This window comes from Burkholderia sp. SRS-25, from assembly GCF_004343765.1.
Taxonomy (GTDB): Bacteria; Pseudomonadota; Gammaproteobacteria; order Burkholderiales; family Burkholderiaceae; genus Burkholderia; species Burkholderia contaminans.
Map to the genome: position 1 here is coordinate 73020 of NZ_PTXM01000016.1, position 14231 is coordinate 87250.

Below are 14231 nucleotides of genomic sequence, written 5' to 3' on the forward strand. Positions count from 1 at the left end.
TGCGCCGCCCGCGCGTGCGACGCTTGAAAGTTGCGCACGCAACGACACTCATTCTGACGGCTAAGTCGATGGAAATCTTTGGCATTCCGTTGCCGGCGATGCTGAGCCAGTTGCTGCTCGGGCTCGTCAACGGCTCGTTCTACGCGATCCTGAGCCTCGGGCTCGCGGTGATCTTCGGGCTGCTCAACGTGATCAACTTCGCGCACGGCGCGCTGTTCATGCTGGGCGCGATGCTCGCGTGGATGGGCCTGTCGTATTTCGGGTTGCCGTACTGGGCGATGCTCGTGATCGCGCCGCTGGTGGTCGGCGCATTCGGGATCCTGATCGAGCGCTCGATGCTGCGCTGGCTGTACAAGCTCGATCACCTGTACGGGCTGCTGCTCACGTTCGGCCTCACGCTGGTCGTCGAAGGCGTGTTCCGGTCGATCTACGGCTCGTCTGGCCAGCCGTACGACGTGCCGTCGCAGCTGTCCGGCGCCACCAACCTCGGCTTCATGTTCCTGCCGAACTACCGCGCGTGGGTCGTCGTCGCGTCGCTCGCGGTGTGTCTCGCGACGTGGTTCGTGATCGAGAAGACGCGCCTCGGCGCGTACCTGCGGGCGGGCACCGAGAACCCGAAGCTCGTCGAGGCGTTCGGCGTGAACGTGCCGATGATGATCACGCTCACCTACGGCTTCGGCGTCGCGCTCGCCGCGTTCGCGGGCGTGCTGGCCGCGCCGGTGATCCAGGTATCGCCGCTGATGGGCCAGCCGATGATCATCACCGTGTTCGCGGTGGTCGTGATCGGCGGGATGGGCTCGATCCTCGGCTCGATCGTCACGGGCCTGCTGCTCGGCGTGATCGAGGGTTTCACGCGTGTGTTCTACCCCGAAGCGTCGGCCACGGTCGTGTTCGTGATCATGGCGATCGTGCTGCTGTTCCGCCCGGCGGGCCTCTTCGGCAAGGAAAAATGATGCAGAGAAAAGTGCTCTACGGCGTGCTGCTCGCCGCACTGCTCGCCGCGCCATTCATCGGCGCGTACCCGGTGTTCGTGATGAAGGTGCTCACGTTCGCGCTGTTCGCGGCCGCGTTCAACCTGCTGATCGGCTATACGGGGCTGCTGTCGTTCGGCCATGCGATGTTCCTCGCGACCGCCGGCTATGCGACCGGTTATTCGATGCAGACGCTCGGTTTCACGCCGGAACTCGGCGTGCTGGTCGGTACCGTTGCCGCGACGCTGCTCGGGCTCATCGTCGGGCTGTTCGCGATCCGGCGGCAGGGCATCTACTTCGCGATGATCACGCTCGCGTTCGCGCAGATGGTCTACTTCATCTACCTGCAGGCGCCGTTCACGCATGGCGAGGACGGGCTGCAGGGCGTGCCGCGCGGCCATCTGTTCGGGCTGCTCGACCTGTCGAACGACGTCGCGCTGTACTACGTCGTGCTCGCGGTGGTGGTCGCCGCATGCGCGTTCATCGTGCGGGTCGTGCATTCGCCGTTCGGCCAGGTGCTCGTCGCGATCAAGGAGAACGAGGCGCGCGCGATCTCGCTCGGTTACGACACCGACCGCTTCAAGCTGCTCGCATTCATCCTTTCGGCGGGCATCGCGGGGCTGGCGGGCTCGCTGAAGGTGCTGGTGCTCGGTTTCGAGACGCTGTCGGACGCGTACTGGACGATGTCGGGCCTCGTCGTGCTGATGACGCTCGTCGGCGGGATGGGCACGCTGTTCGGGCCGCTGCTGGGCGCGGCACTGATCGTCGCACTGGAAGACCGGCTCGGCGACATCGGCGAATGGCTCGCATCGACGACGGGCGTCGCGTGGTTCCATTCGCTCGGCGAATCGGCGACGATCGTCACGGGGCTGATCTTCATCGCGTGCGTGCTGGCGTTCCGGCGCGGCATCGTCGGCGAGATGGTCGCGCGGATCAAGCCGCTCAGGGCGTCCTGAATGCGTGCTGCACGCGTTACCCCGGCGTTGATGCGAAGCACCATCCTGCATGCTCCGGAAGGGCGCAGGAGCGGGCTCGGGCCGGTGCCGCGCGGCAGGCTGGTGCCCCATTTCCGTGCGGCGATGCACCATAGGGGTAAATGCTAAGTTGCCGTGGTGCTTAAGCCTCTTTAAGATTCACTCTAGTTCTGATGCACCGCGAAACGAATTTGCAGGTGGAGAACGAGGAGACAATCGAGGCACAAAGTGCCCGGACCCCAAAGCGCTGTTGGACGGAATCCAACAGCGCTTTTTCATTTGCGTGCACGGATTCCCTCGATGGTGCACCGGCGCGCGCGATCATCCCGTCGCCCGCCTGCATTCGCACCGCCTCTCTTCCGCGCTTCGCGCCGTCCCTTCGTTTTTTTCCTGTTCAGGTTGTTCGTTCGCGGACAGCGCGCCATTGCGCGCATGCTGTCCGGGCTTACCCGGTTGGCGTGCGCGAAACGCGTCCGTTACACTCAGCTTTCGCCGACCGCGCGGTCGGGAAAACGGTCGGCAGTTCTCCTACAAGCAGAATGCAGAAGAGGGAGTACGGTTGGATGAGCAGCGCAGGACGATGGTTCGGGGCAGGAGAGGCGGCGGGTGCCGTTCGTTCGTCGTGGGGAAGGGGGCAGCTCGTCCCGGCTTTCCCGAGCTGTTCCACGGCCTGTATGCCCGTTCCGGCGCCATCGCAGGTCGTTGCGTTCGCATCCATACCCGCTGCCTCATGAGCCGCCGGCTTTCCGACGTTTCACCGCTTGTCCATCCGGTCGCATCAGGCCGGATCGGCGTGAGTTCCCGCTATCGTTGCGCTCGCATCGATCTCCCGCCCGATCCTGCATTTCTTCGCCTTCTTCATCGCGACGACATCGCTGTTGCGCATCGTGACGGTCGAACGACCGTTCCGGCCGGGATGCGGCGCATGGGTGCGGCATTTCACGGGAAAACGAGCATGGGCGCGGCTGGGCTGGATAATTAAGATATTAACTTGTTTGAGGACCGGGAGCCGCCGAGCGACCCGTGGTTTTTTCGAGCAGCGTTTGGAGACAACGTAAATGAAGATGAATCGATGGATGGAGGCACTGCTTGCCGCGGGCCTCGTGTGCGCGGCGGCAACGGCGTCGGCGCAGGTGAAGATCGGCGTGACGCTGTCGGCCACCGGGCCGGCCGCATCGCTCGGGATTCCGGAGAAGAACACGATCGCGCTGCTGCCGAAGGAAATCGCAGGCAAGAGCGTGCAGTACATCGTGCTCGACGACGCATCCGACACGAGCCGCGCGGTGCAGAACGTGCGCAAGCTGATCGATGAAGATCACGTCGACGCGATCATCGGCTCGTCCGTCACCCCGAACTCGCTCGCGATGCTCGACCCTGTATCGCAGGGCAAGACGCCGACGATCTCGCTCGCGGCGAGCGCCCAGATCATCTCGCCGATGGACGCGAAACGCGCATGGATGTTCAAGGTGCCGCAGAACGACCAGCTTATGGCCGACGCGATCGCCGGCTACATGGCGAAGCACGGCGTGAAGACGGTCGGCTTCATCGGTTTTGCCGATGCGTACGGCGACAGCTGGTACAACACGTTCAACGCGGCGGCCGCGAAGAACGGCCTGAAGGTCGTGTCGAACGAGCGCTTCAACCGGACCGACGCGTCGGTGATGGGGCAGGTGCTGAAGCTGATGGGCTCGAATCCGGATGCGGTGCTGATCGCCGGCTCGGGCACGCCGGCGGCGCTGCCGGCGAAGACGCTGAAGGAGCGCGGCTACAAGGGCAAGGTGTACCAGACGCACGGCGTCGCGAACAACGACTTCCTGCGCGTGTGCGGCAAGGATTGCGAAGGCGAGATCCTGCCGGCCGGCCCGGTGCTCGTGACCGACCAGCTGCCCGATTCGAACCCGGTGAAGAAGCCGGCGCTCGGCTACAAGGCCGCGTACGAGAAGGCGTACGGCGCGGGCTCGCTGGCGACGTTCGGCGGCCATGCGTGGGATGCGGGGCTGCTGCTGCAGCGTGCGATTCCGGAAGCGCTGAAGAAGGGCCAGCCGGGCACCGAGGCGTTCCGCGAGGCGCTGCGTGCGTCGATCGAGAACGTGAAGGACCTGCCCGTGTCGCATGGCGTGATCAACATGACGCCGACCGACCACAACGGCTTCGACACGCGTGCGCGCGTGATGGTGCAGATCGTCGACGGCAAGTGGAAGCTGCAGGCCGAATAAGCATCACGTGAAACCGGCGTGCGCGGCGCGAACGGCGCCGTGCATGCCGTCGGCAGGGCGCCGGACCCGACGGGCCCGCGACCGTGCCCATGTCGTATGGAACCACCGGAGCTCCCTGCGTGGCGCGCGACGCGCCGATCTTGCGGCGCGTGCGCCCCGGCCGTTCCTGTCTCTCGTTTCTTCGCAGCATTCTCGATACACGAAACGTATGGATCTCTCGATTGCAGCGATCCTCGCGCAAGACGGCATCACGACCGGCGCCATATATGCATTGCTGTCGCTGGCGCTCGTACTGGTGTTTTCCGTCACGCGGGTGATCTTCATTCCCCAGGGCGAATTCGTCGCCTATGGTGCGCTGACGCTTGCCGCGTTGCAGGCGCAGAAATTTCCCGCCACCTGCTGGCTGCTGTTCGTGATGGGCATCGCGTGCTTCCTGCTCGAAGTCGGCGGCCTGATCCGGCATCGCGAACGGCGCCATCAGCTCGGCCGCACGCTCGCGACACTCGGCAGCCGCTACATCCTGCTGCCGCTCGCAGTGTTCGCGATCACGCGCAGCTTCGCAGCGCAGCCGCTGCCGATGCTTGCGCAAATCGCGCTGACGCTCGCGATCGTCGTGCCGATGGGGCCGTTCGTCTACCGGCTCGTCTACCAGCCGATCGCCGAAGGCACGACGCTGCTGCTGCTGATCGTGTCGGTCGCCGTCCACTTCGCGATGGTCGGCCTCGGGCTCGTGATGTTCGGCGCGGAAGGTTCGCGCACCAACGGCTTCTCGGATGCATCGCTGTCGATCGGCAGCATGACCGTGTCGGTGCAGAGCATCCTGGTCGTCGTGACGGCGCTCGTGCTGATCGGCGCGCTCTACGTGTACTTCGGCCGCACGATCGCCGGCAAGGCGCTGCGCGCGACTTCGGTGAACCGGCTCGGCGCGCGGCTCGTCGGCATCGGCACGACCGAGGCAGGGCGGCTCGCGTTCACGTTCGCGGCGGGGCTCGGTGTGTTGTCCGGGATCCTCGTCGGCCCGCTGACGACGATCTACTACGACTCGGGCTTCCTGATCGGCCTGAAGGGTTTCGTCGGCGCGATCATCGGCGGGCTCGTCAGCTATCCGCTCGCGGCTGCCGGCTCGCTGCTCGTCGGCGTGCTCGAATCGTATTCGTCGTTCTGGGCGAGCGCCTACAAGGAGGTGATCGTGTTCACGCTGATCATTCCGGTGCTGCTGTGGCGGAGCTTCGCGACGCCGCACGCGGAAGAGGAAGAGGAGTGACGCGATGAAGACGATGGTACGCAACAAGACCTTCTGGGTATTTCTCGTGGTGCTGTTCGCGCTGCCGGTGCTGCCTGGCGCGCTGCAGGTGCCTGAATACTGGATCACGCTGCTGAACTACATCGGCCTCTACGCGATCGTCGCGATCGGGCTCGTGCTGCTCACGGGCGTCGGCGGGATGACGAGCTTCGGGCAGGCCGCGTTCGTCGGCATCGGCGCCTACGCGACCGCGTTCCTGACGACGCGCTATGGCGTGTCGCCGTGGCTCGCTCTGATCGTCGGCGTCGTGCTGACGGCGCTCGTCGCGCTCGTGCTCGGTGCGGTCACGATGCGGCTGTCCGGCCACTTCCTGCCGCTCGGCACGATCGCGTGGGGCCTCGCGCTGTTCTACCTGTTCGGCAATCTCGAACTGCTCGGCAAGTACGACGGGATCAACGGTATTCCGGCGCTGAACCTGTTCGGCATCACGCTCGAAAGCGGCCGCAGCCTGTATTTCCTGATCTGGGCCGTCGTGCTGGCCGCGATCGTGTCAGTGCAGAACCTGCTGAACAGCCGCCCGGGCCGCGCGATCCGTGCGCTGCGCGGCGGCGGCGTGATGGCCGAGGCGATGGGCGTGAACACCGCGTGGATGCGCGTCGTGATCTTCGTCTATGCGGCCGTGCTCGCGGCCGTATCGGGCTTCCTGTACGCGCACCTGCAGCGTGCGGTGAACCCGACGCCGTTCGGGTTGAATCACGGGATCGAGTTCCTGTTCATGGCCGTGGTCGGCGGGGTGTCGCACGTGTGGGGCGCGGTGCTCGGCGCGGCGATCCTGACCGTGCTGCAGGACTACCTGCAGACGCTGCTGCCGAAGCTGCTCGGCTCGGAAGGCAACTTCGAGATCATCGTGTTCGGCGTGTTGATGGTGCTGCTGCTGCAGTACGCGCGCCAGGGCGTGTGGCCATTCGTCGCCAGGCTGTTCCCGCGCGGGCCGCGTGCGCATGTGCCCGAGCATGCCGATCCGTTGCCGCAACGCGCGAAGCCTGCGGCCGGCGAGCCGCTGCTCGTCGTCGACAACGCGCGCAAGCAGTTCGGTGGGCTCGTGGCCGTCAACGATGTCAGCTTCGACGTGAAAGCGGGGCAGATCATCGGGCTGATCGGCCCGAACGGCGCCGGCAAGTCGACCACGTTCAACCTCGTGACGGGCGTGCTGAAGCCGACGGGCGGCACGATCACGTTCCGCGGCGAGCGCATCGATGGGCTCACATCGCGCCAGATCGTCCGCCGCGGCATCGGCCGGACGTTCCAGCACGTGAAGCTGTTGCCGGCGATGACGGTGCTCGAAAACGTCGCGATCGGCGCGCACCTTCGTGGCCATACGGGCGTGTGGCGCAGCGTCGCGCGGCTCAATGCCCACGAGGAAGCGCAGTTGCTGGCCGAGGCCGCACAGCAGATCCGCCGCGTCGGGCTCGAGAAACACATGTACGACGAAGCGGGCAGCCTCGCGCTGGGCCAGCAGCGGATTCTCGAAATCGCGCGCGCGCTGTGCTGCGACCCGACACTGCTGCTGCTCGACGAGCCGGCCGCCGGGCTGCGCTACCAGGAGAAGCAGCAACTCGCCGACCTGCTGAGGCGGCTGAAGGCGGAAGGCATGAGCGTGTTGCTCGTGGAACACGACATGGATTTCGTGATGAATCTCACCGACCGGCTGGTGGTGATGGAATTCGGCACGCGGATCGCGGAAGGGCTGCCGCAGGACGTGCAGCAGGATCCGGCGGTGCTCGAAGCGTATCTGGGCGGAGTGGAGTGATGACGGACACGACGATACCGATTCTCGAAGTGCGCGGGCTGGCGGTCCGGTACGGGAAGGTGGAGGCGCTGCACGGCGCGGCGATCAAAGTCGGCGCGGGGCAGATTGTCAGCGTGATCGGACCGAACGGAGCCGGCAAGTCGACGCTGCTGAACGCGGTCATGGGCGCACTGCCGGTGACCGGGCATGCGTCGGGCGCGGTCGTGTATCGCGGTCACGACGTCGGTGCGTTGCCGGTCGAGCAGCGCGTCGCGCGTGGGATGTGCCTCGTGCCGGAAAAGCGTGAACTGTTCAGCACGATGACCGTTGAGGACAACCTCGTGCTGGGCGCGTATCGGCGCAAGCTGGCCGGTGAAGCGAACTTCCTCGACCAGCTTGATCACGTGTTCGCGTTGTTTCCTCGGCTGAGGGAGCGACGCAGGCAGGCGGCCGGCACGCTGTCCGGCGGCGAGCGGCAGATGCTCGCGGTTGGCCGCGCGCTGATGGGCAAGCCCGACCTGCTGATGCTCGACGAGCCGAGCCTCGGCCTGGCGCCGCTGATCGTGAAGGAGATCTTCCATATCATCAGCGCGTTGCGCGGGACGGGTGTGGCGACGCTGCTGATCGAGCAGAACGCGCGGGCTGCGCTACAGATATCCGACTACGGCTATGTGCTGGAGACGGGCGAGTTTGCGCTGGAAGGGCCGGCGGCGGAACTCGCGCAGAATCCGCGCGTGATCGAAACGTACCTCGGGCTGGCGAAGAAAACGGCTTGATCGGTGGCGCGGTTGGCGGGAAACGGGCGGCGTGTTTCACGTGAAACACGCCGCTTTTGTTTTCGGGGCGAGATGTGATGTCGATGTGTCGACGGTTGATAACCAGGGGATAAGTACCGGAGGAACAGTCAAAAGCCCTGTGTAGTGGCGGTGGGAGGCGGGGTATCACAGTGCAGATGGCGATCCGGTTTGTCGTTCAGAGTTGGCCACTCGTTCCACAGGCCGACGATGCGCGGCGTCACGGGGGATAACTGTCTAGCGAACCGACGGAAATTCTGTGAGGAAGAGGGTGGGTGTGATTGCACAGGGTATTTCGTCCGGGGTGATGGGTGGGGCACAGGGCTTCGAGCGGGTTGTATGTTCCACGTGAAATTTCCGGACAAATGGATTTCTGCACAGGCACAACGATGTGCGTCGGCCGGGTTCGAAGCATTGCCTGAGTGCGCTCTGAGCCACAGATTCATCGGCTCACCACCGAAAAATCGACGATATGCACAGGCCCTACCATTCGGACGGCATTCGGGCGAAAAGCGAACCCGCTATAATTCGGCCCATACATTTCTCAGATAGGTTCGTGCGCAGTCCTGCGGACGGAATCCACCATGCTTTTTCCCACAGAATTTGACGTCATCGTCGTCGGTGGCGGTCATGCCGGCACCGAAGCTGCGCTGGCGTCCGCCCGCATGGGCGCAAAGACACTGCTGCTGACCCACAACATCGAAACGCTTGGGCAGATGAGTTGCAATCCGTCGATCGGCGGTATCGGCAAGGGCCATCTGGTCAAGGAAGTCGATGCGCTGGGCGGCGCAATGGCCGCCGCGACGGACGAGAGCGGTATTCAGTTCCGGATCCTCAATTCGTCGAAGGGCCCGGCTGTGCGCGCGACGCGTGCGCAGGCCGATCGCATCCTGTACAAGGCCGCGATCCGTCACCGGCTCGAGAACCAGCCGAATCTCTGGCTGTTCCAGCAGGCCGTCGACGACCTGATGGTCGAAGGCGATCGCGTGGTGGGCGCCGTTACGCAGATCGGCATCCGCTTCCGCGCCCGTGCGGTCGTGCTGACCGCTGGTACGTTCCTCGACGGCAAGATCCACGTCGGCCTGAACAACTACACGGGCGGTCGCGCGGGCGATCCGGCGGCCGTGTCGCTGTCGTCGCGCCTGAAGGAGCTGAAGCTGCCGCAGGGCCGACTGAAGACCGGTACGCCGCCGCGTATCGATGGCCGCTCGATCGATTTCTCGCAGCTGACCGAACAACCGGGCGATCTCGACCCGATCCCGGTCTTCTCGTTCCTCGGCCGAGCGGAGCAGCATCCGCAGCAGCTGCCATGCTGGGTGACGCACACGAACGAGCGCACGCACGACATCATTCGTGGCGGTCTCGACCGTTCGCCGATGTATACAGGCGTGATCGAAGGCGTCGGGCCGCGCTATTGCCCGTCGATCGAGGACAAGATTCACCGGTTCGCGTCGAAGGAGTCGCACCAGATCTTCCTGGAGCCGGAAGGGCTGACGACCAACGAGTTCTATCCGAACGGGATCTCGACGAGCCTGCCGTTCGATGTCCAGCTCGAGCTCGTGCATTCGATGCGCGGCCTCGAGAACGCACACATCCTGCGCCCCGGCTACGCGATCGAGTACGACTACTTCGACCCGCGTGCGCTGAAGGCGTCGCTGGAGACGAAGGCGATCAACGGGCTGTTCTTTGCGGGCCAGATCAACGGGACGACCGGCTATGAAGAAGCGGCCGCGCAGGGTCTGCTGGCCGGTCTCAATGCGGGCCGCTACGTGCAGGAGAAGGACGCCTGGTGCCCGCGCCGTGACCAGGCCTACCTTGGCGTGCTGGTCGACGATCTCGTGACGCGTGGCGTGGCCGAGCCGTACCGGATGTTCACGAGCCGCGCCGAGTATCGCCTGAGCCTGCGTGAAGACAACGCCGACATGCGCCTGACCGAGATCGGCCGCGAACTGGGGCTCGTCGACGACGCGCGCTGGGACGCATTCAGCCGGAAGCGCGACGCTGTTTCACGTGAAACCGAACGCCTGAAGTCGACGTGGGTCACGCCGAAGACGTTGCCGGTGGAAGAGGCGACCGCGCTCCTCGGCAAGGCGATCGACCACGAATACAGCCTCGCTGAGCTGCTGCGCCGCCCGGGGATCAGCTACGACGGCGTGTGTGGACTGAAGGGCGGCGGATGCGGCCCCGCAGAGCCGCTGGCCGACGATCCGGTGATGCTCGAGCAGATCAAGGAGCAGGTCGAGATCGGCATCAAGTATCAGGGCTATATCGAGCGCCAGGCCTCCGAGATTGAACGCAACGACGCGAACGAGAACACGCGCCTGCCGGAAGGTATCGATTACCGCGAAGTCCGCGGCCTGTCGTTCGAGGTGAGCCAGAAGCTCAACGAGTTCCGGCCGGAAACGATCGGGCAGGCGTCGCGCATCTCGGGTGTCACGCCGGCAGCGATCTCGCTGCTGATGGTGCACCTGAAGCGCCGCGGCCTGGGTCGCCGTAATGGCACAGCCGTAGAGGCAACGGAGCAGGGGGACGGCGCCGTCCCGACGCAACAATGACGGCGCGTCGCGCGCCGGCGGTTAATCGGGACGTACTGGAACAGATGCTCGTCGAAGGCACGACGGCACTCGACCTCGCATTGACGGATGCACAGCGCAACCAGCTGCTCGACTATGTCGCGCTACTCGGCAAGTGGAACGCGGTCTACAACTTGACCGCGATCCGCGACCCGAAGCAGATGCTGATCCAGCACATTCTCGATTCGCTCTCCATCGTCCCGCATCTGCGTGGCCCTGCATCGGCCCGCGTGCTCGACGTCGGCTCGGGCGGCGGGTTGCCCGGTATCGTGCTGGCGATCGTCGAGCCCGACTGGCTGATCACGCTGAACGATATCGTCCATAAGAAGTCTGCATTCCAGACTCAGATGCGTGCGGAGCTGAAGCTCGCGAACCTGTCGGTGGTTACCGGGCGGGTCGAATCGCTTCAGCCGGGCGTCGAAGTGCCGGAAAAATTCGACATGATCGTATCCCGCGCTTTCGCGGATCTATCCGACTTCGTTAAACTTGCTCGACATCTGGTCGCGCCGGGCGGATCGATCTGGGCGATGAAGGGCGTCCATCCGGACGACGAGATTGCGCGATTGCCGGAAGGCAGTCGCGTGAAGCAGACGATACGGCTGGCGGTTCCGATGCTCGATGCCGAACGGCATCTGATCGAAGTGGCCGTCGACGAAGCGAATTGAAGGGCAGGCGCGCAGTAGCGCGCCGTTTGTTTGAAGGTAAAGGGAACACACCAACGATGGCAAAGATCTTCTGCGTTGCAAACCAGAAGGGGGGCGTCGGCAAGACGACGACATCGGTCAATCTCGCCGCAAGCCTTGCAGCGCAGGAGCAACGAGTCCTGCTGATCGATCTCGACCCGCAGGGTAACGCAACGATGGGCAGCGGAATCGACAAGGCTGCCTGCGAAGCGACCGTGTACGAGGTGCTGGTCGACGGCGTGTCGGTGACCGACGCGCGCATCCGTCCGGACGGCGTCACCTACGATGTGCTGCCTGCGAACCGCGAGCTGTCCGGTGCCGAGATCGAACTGATCAGCATCGACAATCGCGAGCGCCGGCTGAAGGCTGCGCTCGAGCACGTGGCCGACGACTACGACTTCGTGCTGATCGACTGTCCGCCGACGCTGTCGCTGCTGACGCTGAACGGGCTGTGCGCGGCGCACGGCGTCGTGATTCCGATGCAGTGCGAGTACTTCGCGCTGGAAGGGTTGTCGGACCTCGTCAACACGATCAAGCAGGTTCACGCGAACATGAATCGCGACCTGAAGATCATCGGCTTGCTGCGCGTGATGTTCGATCCTCGCATCACGCTGCAGCAGCAAGTCTCCGATCAACTGAAAGCGCACTTCGGCGACAAGGTGTTCGACGCGGTGATTCCGCGCAACGTTCGCCTGGCGGAAGCGCCGAGTTACGGGCTGCCGGGCGTCGTGTTCGACCGCAACTCGCGTGGTGCGCAAGCGTATCTCCAGTTCGGTGCCGAAATGATCGACCGCGTTCGCGCGTTCGAGGTGTCGTGATCCGGACATGAGCGAAGCGAGGAAGAAAGACATGAACGCGGTACCAAAGAAGAAGGGCTTGGGACGTGGCCTCGAAGCGCTGCTCGGCGGCAGTGCCGATATCACCGAAGCGGTGAAGATCGAAGGGGCACCGAACACGCTCGCGCTCGGCAAGCTGCAGGCCGGCAAGTACCAGCCGCGTACGCGGATGGACGAAGGCAGCCTGCAGGAGCTCGCAGCAAGCATTCGCGCGCAGGGCGTGATGCAGCCGATCCTGGTACGCCCCATTTCGTCAGACAAATACGAGATCATCGCGGGTGAGCGCCGTTTCCGTGCGGCGCGCCTGGCCGGTCTCGATGAAGTGCCGGTGCTCGTGAAGGACGTATCGGATCAGGCCGCCGCGGCGATGGCGCTGATCGAGAACATCCAGCGCGAGGATCTGAACCCGCTTGAAGAAGCCCACGGTATCCAGCGTCTGCTCGACGAGTTCGGTTTCACGCACGAACAGGCGGCCGAATCGGTCGGCCGTTCGCGCAGCGCGGTATCGAACCTGCTGCGCCTGCTGAACCTGGCTTCGCCGGTGCAGACGATGCTGCTGGCCGGTGATCTCGACATGGGGCATGCGCGCGCGCTGCTCGCCGTCGATGCGGCCACGCAGATCACGCTTGCCCATCAGGTCGTCAACAAGCGCATGTCGGTGCGTGAGACCGAGAAGCTCGTCACGCACACGACGAAGGAAGTGCCGGCCGTGAAGGCGCGCGCGAAGGACGATGGCGGTCGCGATACGCGTCGTCTCGAGGAAGAGTTGTCCGACCTGCTTGCGTCGACGGTGAAGATCAAGCTCGGACGCCGTGGGCGAGGGCAGGTGACGATCGACTTCGGCAGCCTCGACGCGCTCGAAGGCATTCTCGCGCGACTGCGCGGCAACGTCGCAACCGAAGAGTAAAGGGCGGCACATGGAGGAGACGGGCGCACCGGCGCCGCGCCGGTGGTGGGGGTGGCTTGCGCAGGAGCCCGTGCTATCGGTGCTCGTGCTTGGGTTGATTGTGCTGCAATGGGTGCGTCCGCAACCATTTTCCGTATTGGCCGATCGCGTCGACTGGCAGACGGTCGCGACGCTTGCGGGCCTGCTGATGCTGACCAAGGCGCTCGAATTGTCCGGCTGCCTGATGTGGCTCGCACACCGCATCGTGCATCACGTGCACTCCGAACGCGGGCTCGCGATGCTGCTCGTCGGGTTCGCCGCGTTGCTGTCGATGTGGCTCACCAACGACGTCGCGCTGTTCGTCGTCGTGCCGCTGATGGTGTCGTTGCGCGCGCTGACGCCACTGCCGTTCCGGCGGCTCGTGATCGTCGTCGCGCTGGCCGTGAACGCGGGGTCCGTCGCGACGCCGCTCGGCAATCCTCAGAATCTCTTCCTGTGGCAATTGAGCGGCGTTTCGTTCGGCCGTTTCGTGGTCACGCTCGGGCCGCTCGCGATCGCGCTGATGGCGCTGCTGCTCGTGCTGACCGCGTGCGCGTTTCGTGCGAAACCGCTCGACCTGTCCGGCGACGTCGTCGCCATTCCCGTACAACGCATGCACGCGCTGATCGCGGCAGTGCTGTTCGCGGCATTCGTGCTGCTCGCCGATGCGCACCATCCGCTGCCGGGCCTGCTTGCCGTCGCGATCGTGCTGCTCGTCGTCAAACGTGATGTAGTCCTGAAGATCGACTGGCTGCTGCTGCTGATCTTCGTGCTGATGTTCGTCGTGCTGCGCAGCGCGGCGGCGCTGCCCGTCATCCATGACGCGATTGCGCATGCGAATCTCGATTCACCGCTGCGCATCTTTGTGGCCGGTGCCGTGCTGTCGCAGGGCATCAGCAACGTGCCGGCCGCGATCCTGCTGTCGGAGTTCACGCAAGACTGGCGTGCGCTCGCGTTCGGCGTATCGGTCGGCGGATTCGGTTTCGCGATCGGCTCGCTTGCGAACCTCATCGCGGTGCGTCTCGCGAAGGAGCCGCGCATGTGGCTGCCGTTCCACCTGGTCTCGATTCCGTTCGCGCTCGCCAGCGCGGCACTCGGTGCGTGGCTGCTGCTTCACGGTTGAGCGACGCAGGTGCGCGTGGCACAGGCGTGCCATTCGGGTGGTGGGGAGGGTGCACAGCATTCGCCCTGGTGCGGAGCTGTTGATAAGTGCCGCAATCCACAGTC

General features: G+C 64.8%; 11 protein-coding genes. All 11 read left to right on the forward strand.

The genetic code is table 11. The annotated features are described in order from the left end of the window. Window positions 1-68: 68 nt before the first annotated feature. The 11 genes from C5O79_RS22420 (at window position 69) to C5O79_RS22475 (ending at window position 14127) form a co-directional block, all read left to right on the forward strand. Complete coding sequence (locus C5O79_RS22420; protein ID WP_011350508.1) at window positions 69-953, forward strand: branched-chain amino acid ABC transporter permease; 885 nt, start codon at window positions 69-71, stop codon at window positions 951-953. Beyond that, window positions 953-1927 (forward strand): branched-chain amino acid ABC transporter permease, encoded by a 975-nt coding sequence (locus tag C5O79_RS22425; protein ID WP_163008953.1) that lies wholly within the window; start codon window positions 953-955, stop codon window positions 1925-1927. Before C5O79_RS22420 ends, C5O79_RS22425 begins: the two co-directional genes overlap by 1 nt. Before the next feature lie 1076 nt (window positions 1928-3003). Then, complete coding sequence (locus tag C5O79_RS22435) at window positions 3004-4161, forward strand: ABC transporter substrate-binding protein (protein WP_122473442.1); 1158 nt, start codon at window positions 3004-3006, stop codon at window positions 4159-4161. Between the two features lie 208 nt (window positions 4162-4369). Further along, on the forward strand, window positions 4370-5425 hold the full coding sequence (locus C5O79_RS22440) for a branched-chain amino acid ABC transporter permease (protein WP_047851502.1): 1056 nt from the start codon (window positions 4370-4372) through the stop codon (window positions 5423-5425). Between the two features lie 4 nt (window positions 5426-5429). Continuing rightward, a complete protein-coding gene (locus tag C5O79_RS22445) occupies window positions 5430-7214 on the forward strand; it encodes a branched-chain amino acid ABC transporter ATP-binding protein/permease (protein ID WP_046550068.1) in 1785 nt (594 codons plus the stop codon). Continuing rightward, window positions 7214-7969: an ABC transporter ATP-binding protein gene (locus C5O79_RS22450; RefSeq protein ID WP_046550069.1), complete on the forward strand. Its 756-nt coding sequence runs from the start codon at window positions 7214-7216 to the stop codon at window positions 7967-7969. Before C5O79_RS22445 ends, C5O79_RS22450 begins: the two co-directional genes overlap by 1 nt. A 602-nt stretch (window positions 7970-8571) precedes the next feature. Then, the gene (gene mnmG / locus C5O79_RS22455) at window positions 8572-10542 is read left to right on the forward strand and encodes a tRNA uridine-5-carboxymethylaminomethyl(34) synthesis enzyme MnmG (RefSeq protein WP_122473443.1); all 1971 of its coding nucleotides are present in this window, start codon (window positions 8572-8574) and stop codon (window positions 10540-10542) included. Beyond that, window positions 10539-11225, forward strand: coding sequence for a 16S rRNA (guanine(527)-N(7))-methyltransferase RsmG (gene rsmG, locus C5O79_RS22460; RefSeq protein WP_039351453.1), 687 nt, complete (start codon window positions 10539-10541; stop codon window positions 11223-11225). The genes mnmG and rsmG overlap by 4 nt, the downstream gene beginning before the upstream one ends. 56 nt (window positions 11226-11281) lie before the next feature. Continuing rightward, on the forward strand, window positions 11282-12061 hold the full coding sequence (locus tag C5O79_RS22465; protein WP_046550071.1) for a ParA family protein: 780 nt from the start codon (window positions 11282-11284) through the stop codon (window positions 12059-12061). A 31-nt stretch (window positions 12062-12092) separates the two neighbouring features. Further along, a complete protein-coding gene (locus C5O79_RS22470) occupies window positions 12093-12986 on the forward strand; it encodes a ParB/RepB/Spo0J family partition protein (protein WP_046550072.1) in 894 nt (297 codons plus the stop codon). 10 nt (window positions 12987-12996) lie between these two features. Further along, window positions 12997-14127, forward strand: a complete 1131-nt coding sequence (locus tag C5O79_RS22475) for an SLC13 family permease (protein ID WP_122473444.1) — start codon at window positions 12997-12999, stop codon at window positions 14125-14127. Window positions 14128-14231 lie beyond the last annotated feature (104 nt).